This window comes from Bordetella genomosp. 12 (assembly GCF_002261355.1).
Classification (GTDB): Bacteria; Pseudomonadota; Gammaproteobacteria; order Burkholderiales; family Burkholderiaceae_B; genus Bordetella.
The window spans coordinates 873,910-896,277 of sequence record NZ_NEVU01000002.1 but is presented as its reverse complement, the minus strand read 5'-3'; the positions used below and the strand labels follow the sequence as shown (position 1 = coordinate 896,277).

The window sequence follows — 22,368 nt, the reverse complement described above, 5'->3', positions numbered from 1 at the left end:
CGCCCCCCTCAAGGAGACATTCCATGAATTTGCCGCGAGTAATGGCAGCGCTGTGCCTGGCCGCGACGGCGATGGCTCAGCCGGCGGCCGCCGCCGACTATCCCAATAAACCCATCACCCTGGTGGTGCCCTTTCCGGCCGGATCCGGGACCGATGCGGTGGGGCGGATTTTCGCCATGGAACTGGGCAACCGCCTGGGACAGCAGATCGTGGTGGAAAACAAGCCGGGAGCCAACGCCACCATCGCCGCCAATTACGTGGCGCGCGCCAAGCCCGATGGCTACACGCTGTTCGTCACGACCAATACCTCGCATTCGGCGGCGCCCTTTCTGATGAAACAGGTGCCCTACGACCCGGTCAAGGATTTCACCCCGATCGCGCGCGGCGGCAACCTGCCGTTCCTTCTGGTTGCCAATCCGAAACGCCCCTACAAAACGGTGCAGGAACTGGTCGACTATGCGCGCCAGCATCCGGGCAAGGTGACTTATGCCAGCGGCAACAGCACCGGCATCGTGGCCGGCGCCACGCTGGCCAGGCGCGCGGGCATCGACATCCTGCATGTCCCCTACAAAGGTACGCCCCAGGCCATGACCGACGTGGTGGGCGGCCAGGTGGACTTCATGTTCACGGACCTGGCCTCGGGCCTGCCCTTCGTCCAGTCAGGCCAGTTGCGGGCGCTGGCGGTGTCGACCGCCGAGCGCAGCGCCATCGTGCCGCAACTGCCTTCCATGAAAGAAGCCGGCGTGGCGGATTTCGATCTGAACTCCTGGAACGGCTATTTCGGCCCGGCGGGCTTGCCGCCCGAGGTGGTGCAACGCCTGAACGCCGCCATCAATGACATCGTGCGCGATCCAGCCATCAAACAGAAGCTGGCCGGTCTGGGCTTTGATGCCTTCTCCGGCACGCCGCAGGCGTTCGCCGCCTTCGTGTCAGAGCAGCGCGATCTATGGGGCCAGCTCATCCGCGACGCCGGCATCGAAGCCCAATGACGCAAGCCGCCCTGACAGGCCCGCTGGCGGGCGTGCGCATCCTCGACCTGAGCTCCGTCGTCATGGGACCCTACGCCACCCAGGTGCTGGGGGATCTGGGCGCCGACATCATCAAAGTCGAGCCGCCGGCCGGCGACAACATGCGCGCCGTCGGCCCCATGCGCAATCCCGGCATGGGGCATCTCTACCTGCACCTGAATCGCAACAAACGCTCCATCGTGCTGGACCTCAAGCAGGAAAGCGGCCGCCAGGCCTGCCTGAAGCTGGCCGAGAGTTGCGACGCCCTGCTCTACAACATCCGCCCTCAGGCCATGGCGCGCCTGGGGCTGGATTACGCGGCGGTGGCCGCCCGCAACCCGCGCCTCGTGTATGTCGGCGCCTACGGCTTCAGCGAGGCCGGCCCCTATGCGGGCCGGCCTGCCTACGACGACCTCATTCAGGGGCAAACCGGCATCGCCGATCTGAGCGCCAGGCAAAGCGGGGATCTGCCGCGCTATGCGCCGCTGACCCTGGCCGACCGCAGCGTCGGCCTGCACGTGGCCATCGCCCTGCTGTCCGGTGTGCTGCGCGCGCGCGCCGACGGGCAGGGCCAGGCGGTCGAAGTGCCCATGTTCGAGGGCATGGCGCATATGGTGCTGGGCGATCATCTGGGCGGCCACAGTTTCGAGCCGCCCCTGGGACCCACAGGCTATGCGCGCCTGCTCGCGGCACATCGCCGCCCCTACGCCACCACCGACGGCTATCTTTGCCTGCTTATCTATAACGACAAGCACTGGCGCAACTTCTTTGCGCTCATCGGCCAGCCCGAGCTCAATGAAGATCCCCGGTTCTGCAACCACACGGCGCGCGCACGCCATATCGAAGCGGTCTACGCCTTCGTGGCGCAGATCATCGCCACGCGTGACAGCGCCAGTTGGCTGCGCGACCTGGAAGCCGCCGACATCCCGGCTTCGCGCCTGTATGGCGTGGAAGACCTGATCGCCGACCCGCATCTGCGCCAGACCGGCTTTGTGCGGGAGGTCGATCACCCCACGGAAGGCCGCCTGCGTACCACCGCCCCGCTGGGGCGCTACGAGCGCACGCCGCTGTCGCTGCGGCGCGCCGCTCCCCGGCTGGGCGAACACAGCCGCGAACTCCTGCGCGAAGCCGGTCTCGACGAGGCCGCCATCGATGCCCTGATGACCCAACACGCCTGCCTGGATGGACAATCTTGATGGACTTTGAATTCTCTTCGGATCAATTGGCCGTGCGCGACGCCGTCGCACGCGTCTGCGCGCGTTTCCCCGACGACTATTGGCTGGAACGTGATCAGGCCGGCGGATTTCCGCACGATTTTCACGCGGCGCTGGCGCAGGATGGTTGGCTGGGCATCGCCATGCCGCCCGAGTTTGGCGGCGCCGGGCTGGGCATGACCGAGGCCGCCCTGATGATGCAGACCATCGCCGCCAGCGGCGCGGGTTTCGCCGGCGCCTCCGCGGTCCATATGAACATCTTCGGCCTGAACCCCGTCGTGGTGTTCGGCGACGCGGCACAAAGACAGCGCTGGCTGCCGCCCCTGATTGCGGGTCGGCACAAGGCCTGTTTCGCCGTCACTGAACCGGACGCCGGCCTGGACACCACCCATTTGCAGACCCGTGCCGAGCGCCAGGGCGACCATTATGTCGTGCACGGCAGAAAGATCTGGATCTCCACCGCCCAGGTCGCGCACAAAATGCTGTTGCTCGCGCGGACCACGCCCCTGGCCGATGTCGCCAAGCCCACACAGGGCCTGACGCTGTTCTACACCGACCTGGACCGCGAGCGGGTCGAAGTGCGCGAGATCGACAAGATGGGCCGCAAGGCGGTGGACTCGAACATGTTGTTCATCGACGGGCTGCGCATCCCGGCCGAAGACCGCATCGGCGAGGAAGGTCGCGGCTTCGAATACATCCTGCATGGCCTGAATCCGGAACGGATTCTGATCGCCGCCGAAGCGGTCGGCATAGGCCGGGCCGCACTGCAACGCGCCGCGCAATACGCTTCGGAACGCGTGGTCTTCGGGCGGCCCATCGGCCAGAACCAGGGTGTGCAGCACCCCCTGGCGCAGGCGTGGATGCAATTGGAGGCCGCCGATCTCATGGTGTTCAAGGCCGCCAGCCTCTACGACGCGGGCAAGCCGTGCGCGCCCTATGCCAACAGCGCCAAGTATCTGGCGGCCGAGGCGGGCCACCAAGCCTGCCAGACCGCGGTGCTGACCCTCGGGGGCATGGGTTACGCCAAGGAGTACCACGTCGAGCGCCTGCTGCGGGAAAGCTATATCCCGCGCATCGCCCCGGTCAGCCCGCAGCTCATCATGTGTTTCATCGCGGAGAAAGTGCTGGGCCTGCCGAAATCCTATTGAGGCTTCAGCGATCCTGCTCCAGGGCGGTGCAGGCCGCCCGCAGGATGCTGGCATACACCGCCTGCTGCGGTTCGATGCGGTAGACCGGCCCGCCCACCGAGATGGCGTAGTGCTCGCCCGACAGGCTCAGCGGCCAGGCGATGGCGCCGACATCCGGGATGGATTCGCTGATATTGGAGAACCACCCCCGCTCGCGCGATTGCTGCAGATCGGCCTCGACCGCCGCCGGCTCGACCAGTGTGCGCGCATTAAAGCGCGTCAGCGGCGCACGGGCCAGCAGCTCGGCGCGCTGTGGCGGCGGGAGCTGCGACAGCAGCGCCTTGCCCAGCGAATTGGCGTGAATTTCGCGGAACTCGCCTGCAACGGGTGCGTATCGGATCGTATGAGGCGAATCCAGCACCTCCAGATAGACCACCCGCGAGGCGGCGTCCAGTTTGGCGAACACGATGGTTTCGCGCGTGGCCTCGCGCAGTTCGAGCAGGCTGGGATAGACGCGGTCCAGCACGGGGTCGGCGCGGGCGATGCGCTGCGCCATGGCCAGCAGGCGGCCGGTCGGGTAATAGCCCTGCCGGCGGCCGGTCTCATAAAGATAGCCGAGCTCGGCGAGGGTGCGGATCAGGGCCAGGCAGCTGGAGACCGGGACATCGAGCAGGCGGGCCAGCTCCGACAACGACAATGCCCGCTTTTCGCGGGCATAGGTCTCGATGATCTCGATCACGCGCAGGGCGGTTTTGACACTCATTGCCAGAACGGAAGGATGGGGAGGAGGCGCGGCCTAAAGTTCTTGTTCAGCCTGCCGTTATGGTAGCTGAGATTTTTACCCAACCGATGATGCGTCACCCCCATCTTTGAGCGATCGAAATCCCACGGCCACCCCGCGCTGGAGTGAACATGACTGTCAGCCCCATCAGCCTGTCCTTGCCCGCTTCGGCGCCCGCCAGCACGGCGCCCGCCGCCGCCCTGCCCGCATCCGCCGAACCGCCGCGCACCCCAGCCGCCGGCCCGGCCCAGCCCGCCAGGGCGGACTCCCAGGAGGCGGCAGCCTCGGTTGCGGCCGCCGTGCAGGACATCAACAAGCAGCTTCAAGCGTGGGCGACCGAGCTGCACTTTGACATGGATCCGGACCTGCACCGCATCGTGATCTCGCTGCGCGACAGTGAAAGCGGCGAAGTGCTGCGCACCATTCCGACCGATGCGGCCATCCGGTACGCCAAGATGATCGTGAAACTGCAAGGCAATACCGTGGAGACCACGGCCTGAATCACGTCCGCTCGCGCACCAGCGTGGTGCGCGAGCGCATAAACCCCGAATTAGCCCGCGCTTATGCCTCTACCCGGCGCTTAAGGCGGCACCAATCTTTGACAGAATCGTCTCGCTAGCAAGGAGTACCCCACATGGCCACCATCTCGTCGCTCGGCTCCTCAGGTTTGCCACTGCAGGATACGCTGGACAAACTGCAGGCCGCGGAAGAGCAACGGCTGACGTTGATCACCAATCAGCAGACCAGCGCTCAGACGCGGATTTCGGCGTTCGGCAAGATCCAGAGCGCGGTGGAAACCTTGCAGAAAGCCGCGTCCGACCTCACCGGCATGACCGGCTCGAACATCCTCACCAACAAGGTGACGGGCGACGGCGTGACCTCGAGCATCGGCACCGGCGCGACGGCGGGCACCTACAACATCAAGGTAACCCAGCTGGCCACCGCGCAATCCCTGCAAACCCAGGCCTATAGCAGCCGCGTCGACAGTATGGGAACGGGCGGCACGGTGACTTTCACCATCAACGGCGAAGAGAAGTCTGTCACGCTGGGCACGGACACCTCCCTCAACGGCATCGTCAAGGCCATCAACGGCGATGACTCGCTCGGTCTGAGCGCCACGGTGGTCAATGATGGCAACAACAACTATTACCTGATGGTGTCCTCCAACACCGAGGGCACCAAGGCTGCGGTCAGCAAGATTGCTGTCACCGGTAACGACACCTTGGCTGCCACCCTCCAGTACGACGCCAGCGATAGCAGTTCGCCGATGACGGTGCTGACGGCCGCCAAGGATGCGCAGTTGTCCATCAACGGTATTGCCGTCACCAGCCAGACCAACACGGTGACCACCGCCATCGACGGCATCACGCTGAATCTGACCGCGGTCACCGCCACCGGCGGCAATGGCGCCACGCTGACCATCTCGCAAGACAACAGCAAAGTCACCACGCTGGTGCAATCCTTCGTCAATGCGTACAACTCGCTGCAGTCGACGATCGCGGACCTGACCGCCTTCAGTGTCGCCGACGAAACGCAGAGCGCCCTGACCGGCGACGGAACCGCGCGCAACATCCAGTCCGCCGTCGCGGCGGCCTTGCAGGTCGCCACGGGCGAAGGCACTGTCCAGAATCTGGGCCAACTGGGCATCACGATCAACTCCTCGACGGGCCAGTTGAGCCTGGACAGCGAAAAGTTCACCAAAGCGTTGAACGAAAACCCCAACGACGTGCTGCGCGTTTTTGCCGGCACCAACGGCGTGGCATCCAAAATGGGCGCCGCGACCGACAAGATGCTGGGCACCAACGGCTCGATCAAAACCCGCACCGACGGGCTGAACAAAACGCTCGAGACCCTCAAGAAGCAATACGAATCCACCGAAAGCCAGATCGAGGCGACCATGGCCAACTACCGCACCCAGTTCGTCAAACTGGATGCGCTGGTGGTGCAGCTAAAGAGCACCAGCGAGTACCTGACCCAGCAGTTCGCCGCCCTGACCTCGTCTTCCGACTAGCGTTGTAAATCATGACTTATGCCGTGCGCCGCCCGACGGGCTACCAATCCGCCCGCTCCTACCAGGACATAGGCCTGGAAACCGAGGTCATGAGCGCTGCTCCGGAGCGCCTCATCACCTTGTTGTATCGCGGCGCGCGCGCCGCGATCGCCCAGGCCCGACTTCATCTCGAGGCCGGCCGTGTCGCCGAGCGCGGCCAGGCCATCTCCAAGGCCACGCGCATCGTGGACGAAGGCCTCAAGCAGGGGCTCAATATGGAGGCTGGCGGCGAACTCGCGGCGAACCTCTCCGAGCTTTACGACTTTGTCACTCGCACGTTGCTCAAAGCCAATCTGCACGCCGACGCCGGGCAACTCGACGTGGCGGACCGCCTGCTGGCGGAATTGGCTTCGGCCTGGGAGAGCTCGGTAGACCCGGCCCCCGCTGGCGCTTCGGCCTGAATACGGCCTCTTCTTTTTTGCCTTTTGCTTCGACCGCGAGACATCCATGACGGCTCTCATGCAGCAAGCCCCCGTTCTCGATTTGTATCAGGACATCGCCTCCGTGACCGGAGATATGCTGTCGTCCGCGCAGGACGAGGACTGGACCCAAGTGCTGGTCCTGGGACGTCAATATATAGCGCTGGTCGACCAACTGCGCGCCCTGGATCCCGCCGCTGCGCTGGACGAAGCCGGCCGCGCCATGAAGTACGACCTGCTGGTGCGCATCCTGGAAAACGATGCCGCCGTGCGTGACCTGGCCGTGCCCCAATTGGCCCGCCTGGGCCACCTGCTGGGCCGCATGAAGCGGCAGCAATCGCTGCTGGCCACCTATGGCGGCAAGGCGAATAGCGCATGAGTGTCGGCCCGCCCGCCCTGGGCAATGTGCTGGTGCAGCGCCTGGACGCCGTCCTGGGCACCACCATGGCCGCGCACGCCAACACGCTGACGGGCGCCCGCGCCGATGCGGTGGGGCAACCCGGGCAGACGGCGCGCACCGGCCAGACCGATGACGCGACGCGCGATCCCAGGCGGCAGGTTGGTGCGACGCCGGATCAGGCCGGACGTCAGGCCGCGGTCGTCGACGCCAAAACGGCGGCCGCACTCGCCCTGGCCGCCCGCGGCCTGGTCACGAGCCGGGACACGACCGCCTCGGCCCCCACCACGCTGGGCAATACGGCGCGCATCATCCTGTCCTTGCTGGCTCAATACCCAGGCGCCGCGCCCGCCGCCCAGGGCGCCAGCGCACTATGGACCCCGCCCGACCCCGCCCGCGGCAACGCGGCGCAGGCCGCGCCAGCACCGTCGGCCGAGCCCCAGCCGGACGAAGTCGAGAACGCCGCGGTTTCGGCACCGCCCGGCCGGCCCGCGCAGATCGCGCCAAGCGCGTCCGGCGCAGCGGCTGGGCCGCTGCCCAGCGCGGCCGCTTTCGCCCAGGCGCTGCGCCAGAGCCTGCAGACCAGCGGCCTGTTCTATGAGTCGCATTTGACGGACATGGTTTACGGTCAGCGCGCGCCCGAGGCCTTGCGCGCCGAGCCGCAGGCGGCCCTGCCGCCGCCGCCCGCCGCGCCGACGCCCAACGCCGTCCACGGCCGTGCCGGCGCGGCCGCCAGCCCGGCCTCGGTGCCTTCGGGATCGGCGGTGCTGTCGCTCAGTGCGCAGGCCGAGGGCGCCAGCGCACAGGAGCCCGGCGCCCCGGTCGCCGGCCTGCATCCGCAGACCAACGCCCTGGTGCGCCAACAGCTAGAGATCCTGGCCAACCATGTCGTGCATTGGCAAGGCCAGCCCTGGCCCGGCGCCGACATGGATTGGGAACTGCGGCGCGACCCCTACGGCGAAGCACCGCAGGACCCGGACAGCCATTGGGCCAGCCGCCTGACGCTGCACTTGCCTCGGCTGGGCGAGATCGAAGCCCGCCTGTCGCTGGCCGGCTCGCAACTGGTACTGCAGCTGACTGCGCCGCAAAGCGCCGGCGAGCTCAAGCAAGCCGCCGCCGCGCTGCGCCAGCAGCTATCCGGCGCGGGCCTGACGCTCAGCGACCTGAGCGTACAGGCTGTCGCGCCCCCGCCCGTCCAGATTCCCGATTTCCTCTTGCCAGACGCATGACGCCGACCGACGACCCTTCCCGCGGCGCCTCGGTGGCGCTCCGTTACGACGAAAGCGATGGCGCGCCCCGCGTGGTGGCCAAAGGCTATGGACAGCTCGCCGATACCATCGTGCGCACCGCCAAGGAGCATGGCCTGTATGTCCACGAGTCCGCCGAGCTCGTCGGCCTGTTGATGCAGGTCGACCTGGATTCGCACATCCCGCCACAGCTCTACACCGCCGTGGCCGAATTGCTCGCCTGGCTGTATCGTCTGGAAGCCCGGGAGCTGCCCGCCACCACCGAGGCCGCGCATGCCTAACCCTTTCAGCCCCCCGCCCTTGTGCCACACCGAGCTGCTGCGTGACACCCAGCAGATCATCGACCTCCTCAAGGACGCCGTTCACCCGGGCAACACCGCCCACGCCCAGGACGGGCAAGGCCGCAGCTGGCCCATCAAATTGCTCGGTACGGACTGGCAGGCCAGCCTGTTATTCTGGCGTCCGCACGACCCGCAACAGGCAGCAGTCATGCCGGGCGGCGCCCAACTGCTCAATGGCACGCTGCCGGTGGAGCTCTCCATTTCCCTGGACGACGGCAGCCGGCTGCAGTTTCAGGCCGGCCGCCCGACCGTGCTGAATTTCGCCGACGGCAGTGTCGGCATGGTCACGGAATTTCCGCAGCTGCTGCGGCGCGAAACGCCGGTGGATACGCCAGCCTGAGGCCGGCCTCAGATCGACATCGACGAAATTTCTTTGTAGGCGGCAACCAGGCGGTTGCGCACCTGCACCGTGGTTTGAAAGCCGAGACTGGCCTTCTGCAGATCGATCATCACATCATTGAGCGACACCTCGGGCGCGCCCAGCTCGAAGGCCTTGGCCTGCGCGGTCGCGGCGTTCTGGGCGTTGGACACCTTGCGCAGGGAGTTCTGCAGCTCGGCCGCAAAACTGGCCGGGGCGGCGGCAGGCGATAGATCCGCCGCGCCGGCCGAGCCGTCCTGGGCGGCGCGCACGACGGCGCGCATCTGCTGCAGCATGCTTTCGATACCTGAGACGCCGGAAACCGACATATTCAATCCTTGCACGGGCGAAACACGATAGCCGGCAGACTAACAGGCGGCGGACCCGGGCATTGCGCCTATCAAGCGTCAAAAACCCGCGCACTTCGGCGCTTGCCCGGCACGCCGCCACATAGGAGACAAAAGACACCAAAAAACGCTTGTTTTCGACGCTTGGGATTGCCGGCCAACCCGCCATAATCCAGCCTCCCCTATCCCTCGCGTGCACTTTGCCCACCCCGCCCATGCTGTCCAGTCATCCGCTCCGCGTAGCCTGCGGGAGCCGCCCGTGAACCAGCAAGCCAGTCTGAGCACCTCCCTGCTGGCGCGATTTCCGTTTCTGGAAAAAGTGCGCGCGCTGCCCAAGCCGCTGCTGCTGGGTGGCGTGGCGGCCCTGATCGCGCTCATCGTGGCGGTATCGCTGTGGAGCCGGGAGCCGGACTACAAGGTGTTGTTCTCCAATCTGGACGACCGTGACGGCGGAGCCATCGTCACCGCGCTGGGCCAGATGAACGTCCCCTACCGTTTCAGCGAGAATGGCACGGCCATTCTCGTGCCGGGCAACCGGGTCTACGACGCACGCATGCAGCTGGCCAGCCAGGGGCTGCCTCGCGGCGGCTCGGTCGGGTTTGAGCTCATGGACAACGCGCGTTTCGGCGCCAGCCAGTTCGCCGAGCAGATCAATTATCAGCGTGGCCTGGAAGGCGAGCTGGCGCGATCCATCGAAGCCATGCATTCGGTGCAGCATGCGCGCGTGCATCTGGCCTTGCCGCGCCAATCCCTGTTCGTGCGCGACCGCCAGCCGCCCACCGCGTCCGTCCTGCTGACGTTGCACCCGGGACGCAGCCTGGCCGAGGCCCAGGTCTCGGCCATCGCCTGGCTGGTGGCCTCCAGCGTGCCCGATCTGGCCGCCGACAATGTCTCCATCGTGGATCAGAACGGGCGGCTGCTGTCCACACCCGCCGGCGAAGGCCGGGGCATGGATGCCGATCAGATGCGGCTGGTACGCGAAGTGGAACAGCGCACCGTCGAGCGCATTCTCACCATCCTGAACCCCTTGGTCGGCCCGGGCAACGTGCATGCCCAGGCCAGCGCCGAAATGGACTTCGCGCGCCGCGAGGAAACCTCGGAGAGCTACCGTCCCAACCAGGAACCGGGCCAGGCCGCCGTGCGCAGCCAACAGACCAGCGACTCGCGGCAGATCGGCGCCACCGGCGCCAGCGGCGTGCCGGGCGCGCTGAGCAACCAGCCCCCGGCCGGCGTCCAGGCCCCGGTGGCCACGCCCGCGGCCACGCAGCCGCGCCAGCCCCAGGCAGCGCAGAACGCCACCGGCACGCAGGCGCCGCAGCAGCCCCCGGGCAGCGAGCGGCGCGACGCCACGACCAATTATGAGGTCGATCGCACGATCAGCCACGTCAAGCAGCCGGTCGGCCAGCTCAAGCGCCTGTCGGTGGCCGTGGTCGTCAACTACCTGCCCGGCAAGGACGGCGAGCCGCAGGCGCTGCCGCCCGAGGAACTGAACAAACTGACCAATCTCGTGCGCGAGGCCATGGGCTACTCCGAGCCGCGCGGCGACTCGCTGAATGTGGTCAACAGCCAGTTCAACGACAGCCCGCCGGTCGTCCCGATGTGGCGCGACCCCGAACTCATCGCCATGCTGAAAACGGCGCTGGGCTGGCTGTTCGGGCTGCTGATCGCGTTCTGGCTCTATCGCAAGATACGTCCGGTGATCACCGGCTACTTCTATCCCGAAGTCAGCCCCGAGGAAGCGGCGGCCACGCGCGCCGAGGCCGAGCGCGAGGCGCTGGCCACCGCCCGCGCCAAGGAAGTCAATCGCTACGAAGACAACCTGCAACGCGCCCGTGAAATGGCGACCAAGGATCCCCGCGCGGTGGCCATGGTGCTGCGTGCCTGGATGACCAAAGATGAAAAGTGACGCCAAGCCGCTCGACGGCATGACCCGCAGCGCCGTGCTGCTGATGTCGCTCGGCGAAGATGCCGCCGCGGAGGTCTTCAAATACCTCACGGCGCGTGAAGTGCAACAGGTGGGCGCGGCCATGGCCACGCTCAAGCAGGTGACGCGCGGCGATGTGGCCGGCGTGCTGGAAGAATTCCGTCAGGAAGCCGACCAATTCATGGCCGTGACGCTGGGTTCGGACGATTACATCCGCACCGTACTGACCAAGGCGCTGGGCAGCGACCGTGCCGCAGGACTGATCGAGGACATCCTCGAGGCCGGCGAAGGCGGCAGCGGCATCGACGCCTTGAACTGGCTGGACCCGCACACCGTGGCCGAACTCATCGGCGACGAGCATCCGCAGATCATCGCCACCATCCTCGTGCACCTGGAGCGCGACCGCGCGGCCGGCGTCCTGAGCATGCTGGCCGACCGGTTGCGCAACGAAGTCATGCTGCGTATCGCCACGTTCGGCGGCGTTCAACCGGCCGCCCTGTCCGAGCTGACCGAAGTGCTCAATTCGGTGCTGGCCGGCCAAGGCGCCAAGCGCAGCAAGATGGGCGGCGTGCGCACGGCCGCCGAGATCCTGAACATGATGAACTCCAACCAGGAAGAATCCGTGGTCGAGAGTCTGCGCGAGCGCGATGCCGATCTGGCGCAGAAGATCGTCGATGAGATGTTCGTCTTCGACAACCTCATCGATGTCGAGGATCGCGGTATCCAGCTCATTCTCAAGGAAATCGACAACGACACGCTCATGGTCGCCCTCAAGGGCGCCACCGAAGAGCTGCGCACCAAGTTCCTGCGGAATATGTCCAGCCGCGCGGCGGAAATGCTGCGCGAGGACCTCGACGCGCAGGGTCCCATCCGCATGTCCAAGGTCGAAGGCGAGCAGAAGAAGATCCTGCAGATCGCCCGCCGTCTGGCCGAAGGCGGCCAGATCACCTTGGGCAGCCAGGGCGAGGACAGCTATGTCTGAAGCGCCCGCCTTTGACGCAGTCGGCAGCGAGGCCTGGCGTCGATGGCAGATGGCGTCCTTCGACACGCCGCCCGAGCCCGAACCGCCCGCCCCGGCCGCCGCCGACCCTGGCCCGGATCCGGAAGTGCTCAAACGCCAATGGCGTGCCCAGGCCGAGGCGCAGGGCCGCGAGGAAGGGTATGCGCACGGCTATGAAGCCGGTCTGGCCGAAGGCCGAGCGAGCGGGCAGCAAGCGGGCTGGCAGGCCGGCCAGCAGGATGGTTACGCCGCGGGCCTGGCCGAAGGACGCGAGCTGGCGCGCCAGGAAGGGCTGCAATTGGCCGCGCTGTCGGCGGCCACCGCCCGCTCGCTGAACCAACTGGAAGAGCAAATGGGCCAGGCGCTGCTGACGCTGGCCCTGGACGTCGCCGGGCAAATTCTGCGCACCACGCTGGCCGAACAACCGCACAGCATGCTGGAAGCCGTGCGCGAAGTGCTGCGCATGCCGGCCACAGGCTCGGGCGGCGTGCTGCGCCTGTGGGTGCATCCGCTGGATCTCGAGCTGGTGCGCCAGCATTTGGCCGAAGAGTTGCGCGACGGCAATTGGCGCGTGCTGGCCGACGAATCCATCTCGCGCGGCGGCTGCCGCGCCGAATCGCCGCTGGGCGATATCGACGCCACCCTGCAGACCCGCTGGCGCCGGGTAGCGGCCTCGCTGGGCCGCGCCACCGCCTGGGAGGAAAGCGCGTGAGCCAACCGGCCGCAGCCATCGATCGCTGGCAGACCCAACTGCAGATCGGTTCGATCCGCGCGGCGTCGACCGAGCCCGCCCTGGCCACCGGCCGCATCACACGCGCGACCGGTCTGGTGCTGCATGCAACCGGCCTGCGGCTGCCGGTCGGCGCGGCCTGCCGCATCGAAATCGCGCGCGGCCATGATCATTGGGCCGATGCCGAAGTCGTCGGTTTCGATGGCCACACCCTTTATCTGATGCCGCAAGCCGACATCTCCGGGCTGCCGCCCGGCGCCCGCGTCATGCCGGCCGACCCGGCGGTGCAGCGGCCGGTTCCCCTGCCCCGCAAAGCCGAGCTCAATGGCAACGCCAAGCCGCAACTGGGCCGCCATCTTCCGGTAGGCGATGCTCTGCTCGGGCGCGTGGTCGATGGCGCCGGACGGCCGCTCGACGGCCTGGGACCCCTCACGGGCGCCGATCTCGCGCCCTTGTCGGCGCATCCCATCAATCCCCTGACGCGCGCGCCTATCGATACCGTGCTGGATGTCGGGGTGCGCGCCATCAATGGCCTGCTCACCGTCGGGCGCGGGCAGCGCATGGGCCTGTTCGCCGGCTCTGGCGTGGGCAAGAGCGTGCTGCTGGGCATGATGGCGCGTTACACGCGCGCCGACATCATCGTCGTCGGGCTGATCGGCGAGCGCGGCCGCGAGGTCAAGGAGTTCATCGAGCACAATCTGGGCGCCGAAGGTCTGGCGCGCTCGGTCGTGGTGGCCGCGCCGGCCGATGTCTCGCCGCTGCTGCGCCTGCAGGGCGCGGCCTACGCCACCCGGCTGGCCGAGCATTTCCGCGATCAGGGCCAGGACGTCTTGCTCATCATGGACTCGCTCACGCGTTACGCCATGGCGCAGCGCGAGATCGCCCTGGCCATCGGCGAGCCGCCCGCCACCAAAGGTTATCCGCCCTCGGTCTTCGCCAAACTGCCGGCGCTGGTCGAACGCACCGGCATGGGTGCGCCCGGCCCCAACGGCAAGGCGGGTTCGATCACGGCCTTCTACACCGTGCTGGCCGAAGGCGACGACCAGCAAGATCCCATCGCCGATGCCGCGCGCGCCATTCTGGACGGCCATGTCGTGCTCTCGCGTTCGCTGGCCGAGGCCGGGCACTATCCCGCCATCGATATCGAAGCCTCCATCTCGCGCGCCATGACCTCGCTGATCTCGCAGCCGCAATTCAATATGGTGCGCCGCTTCAAGCAGATGTTGTCGCGCTATCAGCGCAACCGCGATCTGATCTCCGTCGGCGCGTACGTGGCCGGGGCCGACCCCCAGCTCGACGACGCCATCGCGCGCTATCCGCGCCTGGAGGCTTACCTGCAACAGAACATCGGCGAGAACGTCAGCTACGCCGATGCCGTGGAAATCCTGCGCGCTACCTTCGCCACTGGAGAGATGCATGCCTAGTCAACTGCCGCTGGATATGCTGATCAGCCTGGCCAAGGACAGCACCGACGAGGCCGCCCGGGAACTGGGCCGCCTGAACGCCGAGCGTGGCAATGCCGAGCGTCAGCTGAGCATGCTGCATGACTACCGGCAGGATTACCTCAAGCGTCTGCAGGATGCCATGATCGCCGGCATGCCCGCGGCCGATTGTCATAACTATCAACGCTTCATCGGCACGCTTGATGACGCCATCAGCCAGCAGACCCATGTACTGCAGAAAGCCGACATGCAATTGATGCAAGGACGCCTGAACTGGCAGCGCGAAAAGCGCAAGCTCAGCTCTTTCGACACCCTGGCCGAACGCGACGCCCGCAGCCGCGCACTGACCGAGGCGCGCCGCGAACAGCGCGCCAATGATGAAATCTCGGCTCGCCTGGTTCGCCGCCAGGCCGGCATGTAAACCCCGGACCGCCGCGATGATGAATGCTGCCGCTTTAGCCCTGACGTTGACCAGCCCCGCCACGCCGACCCCTGCCGCGACCACGACCGCCGCCCTCCCCGCCGCCGGCAAGCGCGCCGACGATGGCGGGTTTGCCGCCACGCTCAAGCGGCAAAACGCCAAGGACGCCGCGCAACCGGATACTTCCTTGCGCGGCCGCGACAAGGACCGGCCGCAGGCCAGCAAGCCAAACGCCACGCCTGAAGCGGCCGCCGCCCCTGCCGCGGACACGGACGGAAAGCCGGAGGAAATCAAAGCATCGGCGGCCGCGACGCAACCCGACGACGCTGCGGATCTCGCCGCCATGCTGGGCCTGGTCCAGCCCGCCGCCTTGCCGCCCGCTGTCACGACGCTGCCGCAACAGGCGCTGGATATCGCCGCACAGGCGGCCGAGGTCCAGGCACAGGTCGCGGCGGCCAAGGCCGCGACGCCCCGCAACGCCGCAGCGCTGGCCGAGACCCGGGAGGCAGAAGAGGACGTGCGCACCCTCGCCGCAGCGCCGCAGACGATGGCCAGCATCACGCCGGCAAAACCGCGCCCCGCGGCCCAGTCCAGAACGCCTGCCGACAGCGCACAGGAAAGCCCGCGCGCGGTCAGCAACACGGTGCCGCAAGCGCACGCCGCACTGGCGGCGCAAGCTGTCGACGCCGCCGGAGCCACCGGCTCGCGCGCGGCTTCCGCCCCCCCGCCGGACACGCTGGAAGCCGTGACCGGCAAGCCGGCCCCCGCGCCTCAGGAAGCCTTCGCGGCCCTGGACCTGTCGGCAGCACGTCTGCCCGTGACCGCCGATGGGGCCTCCGCCACCGCCAGCCTGCAGCTCAGCACGCCGGTAGGCGCCACGCAATGGGGCCAGGAGCTCAGCCGCCAGGTCGCGACCTTCAGCCAGAATCTGACCCAGGGCAGCCATACTGCGGAACTGCGCCTGGATCCTCCCGATCTGGGGCCATTGCGCGTCACGCTCAGCCTGAACGACGGCGTGGCCAGCGCCAGCTTCGTCTCCGCGCACGCCGCGGTGCGCCACGCCGTGGAAACGGCCCTGCCACAGTTGCAGCAAGCCCTGTCGCAAGCGGGCATTTCGCTGGGCCAGACGCATGTCGGCGAACAGGGCCAGCAAGCCATGTCCGGCCAGGCAGACGGGCAGTCTTCCGGGCAATCTTCGACAGGCCAGGGACAGTCGCAGGACAACCCATCGCCTCAGGCCGTGGCGCGCGGCGACAGCCCTGCGGCGCGCCTCGGCCAGGCGCATGACGGCCTCGTCAACACTTACGCCTGACAGCGAGCTGCCGGCCGGGCAGCAATAGGCGGAGATACCTGCCTTTCGCCCTGTTTTTCGCCCCCCTGGCCCTGACGGACTTGGGGCAGAATCCCTTCATCACGACAACTCCTTCGCCTAGCCCGAACCCTTCCAACAATGGCCACCTCCAAATCTCCCGCCATGCCTGCCGCCCGCGGCGCCACCGGCGGCGCAGGCAAACTGCTGCGCCCTTTGTTGGCGCTGCTGATTCTGGTCCTTGTGGTCGTGGCCAGCGTCGCGGGGACCTGGTACTTCATGTCGCGCTATCAGCAGCAGCAACAGCAGGCCGCGGTGCAACTGGGCGTGGGTCAGCAACAAGGCCAGGCCGCCGCCGCGGGCGCGGGCGCGGCCCCGGTCAACTATGCGCCGCCGCCGGCGCAACCCGCCGTGGTTGCCGCGCCGATTTTCTTTCCGCTCGAGGCCTTCACCGTCACGATCAATGATGCGGAGTCGGAGCGCATCATGCATGTGGGGCTGACCCTGCGCCTGGGCGATGAATCCTCACGCCAGCGGCTGGAACGCTACATGCCCGAAGTACGCAATCGCATCCTGATGGTGCTGTCTTCGCAGACGCCGCAGTCGGTGCAATCCTTGCCGGGCAAGCAGGCGATGGCCAAAAGCCTGCAGGCTGCCCTGAGCAAGCCCTTCGCCCCGCTGCCCGACGGCCAGGCCGTCTCCGACGTTCTGTTTACGGCCTTCGTGGTGCAATAAGCATGGCCTACGAGGCATTTCTTTCTCAGGACGAAGTCGACGCGCTGCTCGCGGGAGTCACCGGCGAAAGCGACGCCAAGCAAAACCAGGCCAATGCCGCGGACAGCACGCGGGCCTACGACCTGAGTTCTCCGGATCGGGTGGTGCGCCGGCGCATGCAGACGCTGGAGCTCATCAACGAGCGCTTTGCGCGCAATATGCGCCACGTGCTGCTGAATTTCATGCGCCGCAGCGCCGACATTACCGTCGGTTCGATCAAAATCCTGAAGTACGCCGACTTCGAACGCAATCTGCCTGTGCCCAGCAATCTGAACATGATTCAGATGAAACCGCTGCGCGGCACGGCGTTGTTCACCTACGACCCCAGCCTGGTATTTCTGGTGATCGACAGCCTGTTCGGCGGCGACGGGCGCTACCACACCCGCGTCGAAGGCCGCGATTTCACCACGACCGAGCAGCGCATCATCCGCCGGCTGCTCAATCTGACCCTGGATAGCTATGGCAAATCCTGGGACCCGGTCTATCCCATCGAATTTGAGTATGTGCGTTCCGAGATGCATACCAAGTTCGCCAGCATCACCGGGGACAACGAGGTCGTCGTGGTGTCTTCTTTTCATATCGAGTTCGGCGCGACCGGCGGCGACCTGAACATCTGCCTGCCCTACTCCATGATCGAGCCGGTGCGCGATCTGTTGACCCGGCCGCTGCAGGACTCGGCGCTCGAAGAAGTCGATCAGCGCTGGTCGCAGCAGTTGTCGCGCCAGGTGCGCAGCGCCGATGTGGATCTGGTGGCGGAGTTCGCGCACATCCCCTCGACCATCGGCGCGCTGTCGCAGTTGAAAGTGGGCGACATCCTGCCGGTGGAAGTTCCGCAAACCATTACCGCCCATGTGGACGGCGTGCCGCTGATGGAATGCAGCTACGGCGTCTTCAACGGCCAGTACGCGTTACGCGTGCAAAGCATGCTCAACCAAGACGATTCCAACGAGATCCCCGACCATGACTGACACGAACGAGCGGCCCGATCCAGCTGGCGCCGGCGCGGCTTCCAGTGCGGCCGACGACTGGGCTGAAGCACTCGCCGAGCAGGCCCGCAGCGCGCCGGCCACCCAGGCAGACGGCCTGCGCGGCCAGGATGACTGGGCCAGCGCCATGGCCGAACAGGCTTCCGCCGCGCCCAAACCCGCAGCCGCGGCCCAATCGGCGGCCCACGCCGTGTTCAAGCCGCTGAGCGACAAGGCTGGCGCGGGCGGCGCGGACATCGACCTGGTCATGGACGTGCCTGTTCAGCTCACCGTCGAGCTGGGCCGCACCCGCCTGACCATCAAAAGCCTGCTGCAGCTCGGCCAGGGATCGGTCGTCGAGCTCGACGGCCTGGCCGGCGAACCCATGGACATCTTCGTCAACGGCTATTTGATCGCGCAGGGCGAAGTCGTGGTGGTCGAGGACAAATACGGCATCCGCCTGACCGACATCATCACTCCCTCCGAACGCATCAATCGTCTGAACAGCCGGCGCTAGGGCATCATGAACGAAGCCAGCCTGATGCGCGTGGTGCTCGGCCTGCTGCTGGTGGTGGCGGCCATCCTCGTCGCGGGATGGCTGGCCCGGCGCGCAGGCGTGGGTCCGCGCGCGCAAGGCGCGCTGCTGCGCCAGATTGCCTCGCAAACCCTGGGCCCGCGTCAGAGCGTAGTCATCATCGAAGTCGAAAAGACCTGGCTGGTCCTGGGCGTGACGCCGGGCCAGATCACCACCTTGCATACCCTGCCCGCGGGCGAGATCCCGGTTGCCGATGCCGCCAGTTTCGCCCACAAACTAGGGCAGGCGCTCACCCGCCGGTAAGCCGGCCGCTCTGTCATACATGAAGCCAGCCCTCTCTTCCTGCCTGCCCGCTTTCGGGCTTGCGCTGCTCGCCGCGCTGGCCCTGTGGCCGGACGGCGCCATCGCCCAGGCCACGCTGCCGGCGCTGACCGCCACCCCGGGGGCCAACGGCTCGCAAACCTATTCGCTCAGCATGCAGACCCTGCTGCTGATGACGTCGCTGTCCTTCCTGCCGGCCGCCTTGCTGATGATGACGGGCTTTACCCGCATCATCATCGTGCTCGGGCTGTTACGCAGCGCCATGGGCACGGCGACCTCGCCGCCCAATCATGTGCTGGTCGGCATCGCGCTGTTTCTGACCTTCTACACCATGTCGCCGGTCTTCGACAAAATCTATACCGACGCCTATGAGCCGCTATCGGCCGGAAGCATCCCGTTTGAGACGGCGGTCGAGCGCGCCGGCGCGCCCCTGCATACCTTCATGCTGCATCAGACGCGCGAGAACGATCTGGTCCTGTTCGCCAACCTGGCCAACCTGCCCAAGATCGAAGATCCCTCGAAAGTCCCGATGCGCATCCTGATCCCGGCCTTCATTACCAGCGAACTGAAAACGGCGTTCCAGATCGGGTTTACGATCTTCATCCCCTTTCTCATCATCGACCTGGTGGTTGCCAGCGTGCTCATGGCGCTGGGCATGATGATGGTCCCACCCGTCACGGTGTCCTTGCCGTTCAAGCTCATGCTGTTCGTCTTGGCCGACGGCTGGAATCTCTTGCTGGGCTCACTGGCTCAGAGCTTCTACCAATGACCGGGGCACCCGCGCAATGACCGCAGAAACCGTCATGACCATGGCCTATCAGGCCATGAAGATCGCCTTGGCGCTGGCCGGACCGCTATTGCTGGTGACGCTGGTGGTGGGCCTGGTCATCAGCGTCTTCCAGGCCGCCACCCAGATCAATGAGATGACGCTGTCCTTCATTCCCAAGCTGCTGGCGATGTGCGGCGTGCTCGTCTTGCTCGGCCCCTGGTTGATCGAACTGCTGGTCGACTACATCCGGCAACTGATCAGCGGCATTCCCATGCTGATCTCCTGACGATCGTGTTCAGCTTTACCATCGATCAGCTCAATGGCTGGATGGGACAGTTCGTCTGGCCCTTCATCCGTATCCTGGCGCTGGTCGGTGCCTCCCCCTTGTTTTCCGAATCGGCGATTCCGGTCAAGGTCAAGATCGGCCTGTCCTTCATGCTTGCGGCCGCCATCGCGCCTGGCCTGCCCGCCATGCCCGCGGTCTCGCCCAGCAGCTACGAGGGCCTGCTCCTGCTGGCGCAGCAAGTGTTGATCGGCGTGGCGCTAGGCCTGACCATGCGGGTGGTGTTCGCCGCCGTGCAGACGGCAGGCGAATATGTGGGCCTGCAAATGGGCCTGTCTTTCGCCTCGTTCTTCGATCCGTCGACCGGCGCCAATACCGCCGTGCTGTCGCGGTTTCTGAACATCGTGGCCATGCTGCTCTTTCTCACCCTGGACGGCCATCTGCTCATGCTGGCGGCCTTGGTGCGCAGCTTCGATGTTCTGCCCTTGACCCCCGCGATGCTCGATCGCAACGGTCTCGGCGTGGTGCTGCAATGGGGCGGGACCGTCTTTGTCTCCGGCCTGCTGCTGTCCTTGCCACTGGTGTGCGCGCTGCTGACCATCAATCTGGCCATGGGCATTCTCAATCGCGCCGCCCCGCAACTGACGGTGTTCGCAGTGGGTTTCCCTATCATGCTGACGGTGGGCCTGCTCGTGCTGGCGGTGGTGCTGCCGCATGCCGGCCCCTTCCTGGAGGCGCTCTTCGAGCGCGGCCTGCACGCCATGAGCGACGTGGCGCAAGGATTCGCCACCCATTAGCGCCGGGCCCGGCGCGGCCGGGCCCGGGCGTCATCTCCGTCTCAACCGCCCTCTGGCCCGTGGTACGCCAGGCGCCGGTCCCCGTTGTCGCGCGTAAGCCGGAACACCTGGATCGTCTCGCGCAAGGCCGCGGACTGCCCGCTGAGCTGCGAGACTGCCGCCCCCAACTGCTGCACCAGCCCGCTGTTCTTGTCCGTCATGCCGTCCATCTCTGCCACGGCGTGCTCCATCTGTTCGATGCCGCTGGCCTGCTGCTGCGAGGCCACCGAGATCTCGCCGATGATATCCGTCACGCGCCTTACGGCGTCCACGATGTCGTGCATGGTGGCGCCCGCCTGCTCGGCCTGGGCCGAGCCCTCGGTCACGCGCGCGACCGACTCGCCGATCAGGTCCTTGATCTCGCGCGCGGCCTGCGCGCTTTTCTGCGCCAGGCTGCGCACTTCGCCCGCCACGACGGCGAAGCCTTTGCCGGACTCGCCCGCGCGCGCGGCCTCGACCGCCGCATTCAACGCCAGGATATTGGTCTGGAAGGCAATGCCCTCGATGATGTTGACGATATCCGCAATCCGCCGCGAACTGTCCGAAATACCATGCATCGTGTGCACCACCTGATCGACCGCGTCGCCGCCACGCCGTGCGACGTCCATGCTGCTGGCGGCAAGGTCATTGGCCTGGCGGGCATGCTCGGCGTTCTGTTTGACCGTCGCGGTGAGCTGCTGCATGCTCGAGGCCGTGTTCTGCAGGGAGGCGCTCTGATCGCTGGTGCGCAGCGACAGCTCCTGATTGCCTTGTGCAATGCCTTGCGCGGCGTGGGTCGTGGCGGCGATGCCCTGATAGACGTCGCCCGCGATACCGATCAGGCTCTTGCGCATCACATCCAGAGAGAAGGCCAGATTGCCGACTTCGTCCTTGGTATCGGCAAATACCTGGCTGGTGAGATTGCCGGCGGCGACCTGACGCGCCATGTCCGCGGCCTCGCGCAAGGGCCGCAGCAGGTTGCGGGCCAGCCGCCATTGCGCCAGCCACAACAACAGCACACCGGCCGCCGCGCCGCCCACGCCCAATCCGGCCTGCACACGATCCAGGCTGTCCCAATGGATGGCCAGCATCCAGGCGGCCAGCCCGCCAAACAGCGCGCTGGACAAGAGCGCCGCGCGCAGCATCTGCGCGCGTGCCCCGCGGCGCCACGGGAAGGCCAGCCGCGCCATCAAGCTGCGCCACCCTCGTGGCACGACCTGGCCCTCGCGAAGCCGCCAGCCGCGTGCCCGTCCTTCGCGCAATTGCTCGTAGTATTCCTCGGCGGCGGCGATCTGTTCCTCCGAAGGACGCACGCGCACGGACGAGTAAGCCACGACCTCCCCCTCTTCGAGGATGGGCGTGGCGTTGGCCAACACCCAGTAGTAGCCGCCGTCCTTGCGCCGGTTTTTCACCACGCCCAGCCACGACTGTCCGCTTTGCAGCGTCCGCCAGAGATCTTCATACGCTTCGGCCGGCATATCCGGATGGCGCACGATATTGTGAGGTTGCCCGATCAGTTCGTCGCGCTCGAAACCACTGACCTCCACAAAGGCCGGATTGGCATAAACGATGCGGCCTTGGGTATCCGTGCGGGAAATCAGATACTGATCCTCGCGTAGAAGCGTTTCGTCGTCAAAAATGGGTAGATTGACACGCACTGCCTGCTCTCCTGTCCTGCTTTACCGCGAAAACGCTGCTTTAAGAAACAAACGATCCGGACTGGGCCGGATCGTCGCGGAAATCGAATGGGCCCGGCGTCTCCGGGCCAGATGAGGGGCCGCCTGAACGGCCC

26 protein-coding genes are annotated in these 22,368 nt (G+C 66.5%); 23 read left to right on the top strand and 3 right to left on the bottom strand.

Annotated features, from left to right (window positions below; genetic code table 11):
* Nucleotides 1-23: 23 nt before the first annotated feature.
* From CAL22_RS09660 to CAL22_RS09650, 3 genes are read left to right on the top strand one after another with little or no spacing between them, the layout of a single operon-like run.
* Nucleotides 24-989, top strand: a complete 966-nt coding sequence (locus CAL22_RS09660) for a Bug family tripartite tricarboxylate transporter substrate binding protein (protein ID WP_094812586.1) — start codon at nucleotides 24-26, stop codon at nucleotides 987-989.
* A complete protein-coding gene (locus tag CAL22_RS09655; protein ID WP_094812584.1) occupies nucleotides 986-2,203 on the top strand; it encodes a CaiB/BaiF CoA transferase family protein in 1,218 nt (405 codons plus the stop codon). Before CAL22_RS09660 ends, CAL22_RS09655 begins: the two co-directional genes overlap by 4 nt.
* Complete coding sequence (locus tag CAL22_RS09650) at nucleotides 2,203-3,369, top strand: acyl-CoA dehydrogenase family protein (protein ID WP_094812582.1); 1,167 nt, start codon at nucleotides 2,203-2,205, stop codon at nucleotides 3,367-3,369. Before CAL22_RS09655 ends, CAL22_RS09650 begins: the two co-directional genes overlap by 1 nt.
* A gap of 4 nt (nucleotides 3,370-3,373) precedes the next feature.
* Here CAL22_RS09650 and CAL22_RS09645 read toward each other — a convergent pair whose 3' ends face one another.
* A complete protein-coding gene (locus tag CAL22_RS09645; RefSeq protein WP_094812580.1) occupies nucleotides 3,374-4,111 on the bottom strand; it encodes an IclR family transcriptional regulator in 738 nt (245 codons plus the stop codon).
* Nucleotides 4,112-4,260: 149 nt separating this feature from the next.
* Between CAL22_RS09645 and CAL22_RS09640 the strand changes: the two genes are divergently transcribed.
* The 7 genes from CAL22_RS09640 to CAL22_RS09610 all read left to right on the top strand — a co-directional run bounded on the left by CAL22_RS09640 (nucleotide 4,261) and on the right by CAL22_RS09610 (nucleotide 8,923).
* On the top strand, nucleotides 4,261-4,629 hold the full coding sequence (locus CAL22_RS09640; protein ID WP_094812578.1) for a flagellar protein FlaG: 369 nt from the start codon (nucleotides 4,261-4,263) through the stop codon (nucleotides 4,627-4,629).
* 134 nt (nucleotides 4,630-4,763) lie between these two features.
* The gene (gene fliD / locus CAL22_RS09635) at nucleotides 4,764-6,140 is read left to right on the top strand and encodes a flagellar filament capping protein FliD (protein WP_094812576.1); all 1,377 of its coding nucleotides are present in this window, start codon (nucleotides 4,764-4,766) and stop codon (nucleotides 6,138-6,140) included.
* An 11-nt stretch (nucleotides 6,141-6,151) separates the two neighbouring features.
* Nucleotides 6,152-6,580: a flagellar export chaperone FliS gene (fliS, locus tag CAL22_RS09630; RefSeq protein ID WP_094812574.1), complete on the top strand. Its 429-nt coding sequence runs from the start codon at nucleotides 6,152-6,154 to the stop codon at nucleotides 6,578-6,580.
* A gap of 46 nt (nucleotides 6,581-6,626) precedes the next feature.
* Nucleotides 6,627-6,977 (top strand): flagellar protein FliT, encoded by a 351-nt coding sequence (locus CAL22_RS09625; protein WP_208621942.1) that lies wholly within the window; start codon nucleotides 6,627-6,629, stop codon nucleotides 6,975-6,977.
* Complete coding sequence (locus CAL22_RS09620) at nucleotides 6,974-8,224, top strand: flagellar hook-length control protein FliK (RefSeq protein WP_094812572.1); 1,251 nt, start codon at nucleotides 6,974-6,976, stop codon at nucleotides 8,222-8,224. Before CAL22_RS09625 ends, CAL22_RS09620 begins: the two co-directional genes overlap by 4 nt.
* Complete coding sequence (locus CAL22_RS09615) at nucleotides 8,221-8,523, top strand: EscU/YscU/HrcU family type III secretion system export apparatus switch protein (RefSeq protein WP_094812570.1); 303 nt, start codon at nucleotides 8,221-8,223, stop codon at nucleotides 8,521-8,523. Before CAL22_RS09620 ends, CAL22_RS09615 begins: the two co-directional genes overlap by 4 nt.
* A complete protein-coding gene (locus CAL22_RS09610) occupies nucleotides 8,516-8,923 on the top strand; it encodes a hypothetical protein (protein WP_094812568.1) in 408 nt (135 codons plus the stop codon). The genes CAL22_RS09615 and CAL22_RS09610 overlap by 8 nt, the downstream gene beginning before the upstream one ends.
* Before the next feature lie 8 nt (nucleotides 8,924-8,931).
* Here the strand turns inward: CAL22_RS09610 and fliE are convergent, their stop codons facing one another.
* A complete protein-coding gene (gene fliE / locus CAL22_RS09605) occupies nucleotides 8,932-9,270 on the bottom strand; it encodes a flagellar hook-basal body complex protein FliE (protein WP_094812566.1) in 339 nt (112 codons plus the stop codon).
* A 277-nt stretch (nucleotides 9,271-9,547) separates the two neighbouring features.
* On the opposite strand from fliE, the gene fliF reads away from it, so the two are divergent.
* From fliF to fliR, 13 genes are all read left to right on the top strand, one after another.
* On the top strand, nucleotides 9,548-11,194 hold the full coding sequence (gene fliF, locus CAL22_RS09600) for a flagellar basal-body MS-ring/collar protein FliF (protein ID WP_094812564.1): 1,647 nt from the start codon (nucleotides 9,548-9,550) through the stop codon (nucleotides 11,192-11,194).
* On the top strand, nucleotides 11,184-12,194 hold the full coding sequence (gene fliG / locus CAL22_RS09595) for a flagellar motor switch protein FliG (RefSeq protein ID WP_094812563.1): 1,011 nt from the start codon (nucleotides 11,184-11,186) through the stop codon (nucleotides 12,192-12,194). The genes fliF and fliG overlap by 11 nt, the downstream gene beginning before the upstream one ends.
* Nucleotides 12,187-12,924 carry a flagellar assembly protein FliH gene (gene fliH, locus CAL22_RS09590; RefSeq protein ID WP_094812561.1) on the top strand — a complete coding sequence of 246 codons (738 nt, stop codon included), beginning with the start codon at nucleotides 12,187-12,189 and terminating at the stop codon, nucleotides 12,922-12,924. The genes fliG and fliH overlap by 8 nt, the downstream gene beginning before the upstream one ends.
* Nucleotides 12,906-14,366 carry a flagellar protein export ATPase FliI gene (gene fliI / locus CAL22_RS09585; RefSeq protein ID WP_094813569.1) on the top strand — a complete coding sequence of 487 codons (1,461 nt, stop codon included), beginning with the start codon at nucleotides 12,906-12,908 and terminating at the stop codon, nucleotides 14,364-14,366. The genes fliH and fliI overlap by 19 nt, the downstream gene beginning before the upstream one ends.
* Nucleotides 14,359-14,805 carry a flagellar export protein FliJ gene (gene fliJ / locus CAL22_RS09580; RefSeq protein ID WP_094812559.1) on the top strand — a complete coding sequence of 149 codons (447 nt, stop codon included), beginning with the start codon at nucleotides 14,359-14,361 and terminating at the stop codon, nucleotides 14,803-14,805. The genes fliI and fliJ overlap by 8 nt, the downstream gene beginning before the upstream one ends.
* A gap of 16 nt (nucleotides 14,806-14,821) precedes the next feature.
* The gene (locus CAL22_RS09575) at nucleotides 14,822-16,117 is read left to right on the top strand and encodes a flagellar hook-length control protein FliK (protein ID WP_244193828.1); all 1,296 of its coding nucleotides are present in this window, start codon (nucleotides 14,822-14,824) and stop codon (nucleotides 16,115-16,117) included.
* A gap of 138 nt (nucleotides 16,118-16,255) precedes the next feature.
* Nucleotides 16,256-16,849 (top strand): flagellar basal body-associated FliL family protein, encoded by a 594-nt coding sequence (locus tag CAL22_RS09570; RefSeq protein WP_094812557.1) that lies wholly within the window; start codon nucleotides 16,256-16,258, stop codon nucleotides 16,847-16,849.
* 2 nt (nucleotides 16,850-16,851) lie between these two features.
* On the top strand, nucleotides 16,852-17,856 hold the full coding sequence (gene fliM / locus CAL22_RS09565; protein WP_094812555.1) for a flagellar motor switch protein FliM: 1,005 nt from the start codon (nucleotides 16,852-16,854) through the stop codon (nucleotides 17,854-17,856).
* Entirely contained in the window at nucleotides 17,849-18,370 is a 522-nt protein-coding gene (gene fliN, locus CAL22_RS09560) for a flagellar motor switch protein FliN (protein WP_094812553.1), read from the top strand. The genes fliM and fliN overlap by 8 nt, the downstream gene beginning before the upstream one ends.
* 6 nt (nucleotides 18,371-18,376) lie before the next feature.
* The gene (gene fliO, locus CAL22_RS09555) at nucleotides 18,377-18,691 is read left to right on the top strand and encodes a flagellar biosynthetic protein FliO (RefSeq protein WP_094812551.1); all 315 of its coding nucleotides are present in this window, start codon (nucleotides 18,377-18,379) and stop codon (nucleotides 18,689-18,691) included.
* A 19-nt stretch (nucleotides 18,692-18,710) separates the two neighbouring features.
* Nucleotides 18,711-19,478 carry a flagellar type III secretion system pore protein FliP gene (gene fliP, locus CAL22_RS09550; protein ID WP_094812549.1) on the top strand — a complete coding sequence of 256 codons (768 nt, stop codon included), beginning with the start codon at nucleotides 18,711-18,713 and terminating at the stop codon, nucleotides 19,476-19,478.
* A 16-nt stretch (nucleotides 19,479-19,494) separates the two neighbouring features.
* Complete coding sequence (fliQ, locus tag CAL22_RS09545; protein ID WP_032956713.1) at nucleotides 19,495-19,764, top strand: flagellar biosynthesis protein FliQ; 270 nt, start codon at nucleotides 19,495-19,497, stop codon at nucleotides 19,762-19,764.
* A 5-nt stretch (nucleotides 19,765-19,769) separates the two neighbouring features.
* The gene (gene fliR / locus CAL22_RS09540) at nucleotides 19,770-20,558 is read left to right on the top strand and encodes a flagellar biosynthetic protein FliR (RefSeq protein ID WP_094812547.1); all 789 of its coding nucleotides are present in this window, start codon (nucleotides 19,770-19,772) and stop codon (nucleotides 20,556-20,558) included.
* A gap of 41 nt (nucleotides 20,559-20,599) precedes the next feature.
* Here the strand turns inward: fliR and CAL22_RS09535 are convergent, their stop codons facing one another.
* Nucleotides 20,600-22,234 carry a methyl-accepting chemotaxis protein gene (locus CAL22_RS09535; protein WP_094812545.1) on the bottom strand — a complete coding sequence of 545 codons (1,635 nt, stop codon included), beginning with the start codon at nucleotides 22,232-22,234 and terminating at the stop codon, nucleotides 20,600-20,602.
* Between the last annotated feature and the right edge of the window lie 134 nt (nucleotides 22,235-22,368).

What these genes read in the sequence shown, in the direction of transcription:
- CAL22_RS09640 (WP_094812578.1), top strand. Translation starts at nt 4,261, where the DNA reads ATGACTGTCAGCCCCATCAGCCTGTCCTTGCCCGCTTCGGCGCCCGCC.
- CAL22_RS09610 (WP_094812568.1), top strand. Translation starts at nt 8,516, where the DNA reads ATGCCTAACCCTTTCAGCCCCCCGCCCTTGTGCCACACCGAGCTGCTG.
- fliN (WP_094812553.1), top strand. Translation starts at nt 17,849, where the DNA reads ATGACTGACACGAACGAGCGGCCCGATCCAGCTGGCGCCGGCGCGGCT.
- CAL22_RS09625 (WP_208621942.1), top strand. Translation starts at nt 6,627, where the DNA reads ATGACGGCTCTCATGCAGCAAGCCCCCGTTCTCGATTTGTATCAGGAC.
- CAL22_RS09650 (WP_094812582.1), top strand. Translation starts at nt 2,203, where the DNA reads ATGGACTTTGAATTCTCTTCGGATCAATTGGCCGTGCGCGACGCCGTC.
- fliM (WP_094812555.1), top strand. Translation starts at nt 16,852, where the DNA reads ATGGCCTACGAGGCATTTCTTTCTCAGGACGAAGTCGACGCGCTGCTC.
- fliG (WP_094812563.1), top strand. Translation starts at nt 11,184, where the DNA reads ATGAAAAGTGACGCCAAGCCGCTCGACGGCATGACCCGCAGCGCCGTG.
- fliD (WP_094812576.1), top strand. Translation starts at nt 4,764, where the DNA reads ATGGCCACCATCTCGTCGCTCGGCTCCTCAGGTTTGCCACTGCAGGAT.
- CAL22_RS09645 (WP_094812580.1), bottom strand. Translation starts at nt 4,111, where the DNA reads ATGAGTGTCAAAACCGCCCTGCGCGTGATCGAGATCATCGAGACCTAT.
- fliO (WP_094812551.1), top strand. Translation starts at nt 18,377, where the DNA reads ATGAACGAAGCCAGCCTGATGCGCGTGGTGCTCGGCCTGCTGCTGGTG.
- fliJ (WP_094812559.1), top strand. Translation starts at nt 14,359, where the DNA reads ATGCCTAGTCAACTGCCGCTGGATATGCTGATCAGCCTGGCCAAGGAC.
- CAL22_RS09620 (WP_094812572.1), top strand. Translation starts at nt 6,974, where the DNA reads ATGAGTGTCGGCCCGCCCGCCCTGGGCAATGTGCTGGTGCAGCGCCTG.
- fliE (WP_094812566.1), bottom strand. Translation starts at nt 9,270, where the DNA reads ATGTCGGTTTCCGGCGTCTCAGGTATCGAAAGCATGCTGCAGCAGATG.
- fliH (WP_094812561.1), top strand. Translation starts at nt 12,187, where the DNA reads ATGTCTGAAGCGCCCGCCTTTGACGCAGTCGGCAGCGAGGCCTGGCGT.
- fliS (WP_094812574.1), top strand. Translation starts at nt 6,152, where the DNA reads ATGACTTATGCCGTGCGCCGCCCGACGGGCTACCAATCCGCCCGCTCC.
- CAL22_RS09615 (WP_094812570.1), top strand. Translation starts at nt 8,221, where the DNA reads ATGACGCCGACCGACGACCCTTCCCGCGGCGCCTCGGTGGCGCTCCGT.
- fliP (WP_094812549.1), top strand. Translation starts at nt 18,711, where the DNA reads ATGAAGCCAGCCCTCTCTTCCTGCCTGCCCGCTTTCGGGCTTGCGCTG.
- CAL22_RS09570 (WP_094812557.1), top strand. Translation starts at nt 16,256, where the DNA reads ATGGCCACCTCCAAATCTCCCGCCATGCCTGCCGCCCGCGGCGCCACC.
- CAL22_RS09655 (WP_094812584.1), top strand. Translation starts at nt 986, where the DNA reads ATGACGCAAGCCGCCCTGACAGGCCCGCTGGCGGGCGTGCGCATCCTC.
- CAL22_RS09575 (WP_244193828.1), top strand. Translation starts at nt 14,822, where the DNA reads ATGATGAATGCTGCCGCTTTAGCCCTGACGTTGACCAGCCCCGCCACG.
- CAL22_RS09660 (WP_094812586.1), top strand. Translation starts at nt 24, where the DNA reads ATGAATTTGCCGCGAGTAATGGCAGCGCTGTGCCTGGCCGCGACGGCG.
- fliQ (WP_032956713.1), top strand. Translation starts at nt 19,495, where the DNA reads ATGACCGCAGAAACCGTCATGACCATGGCCTATCAGGCCATGAAGATC.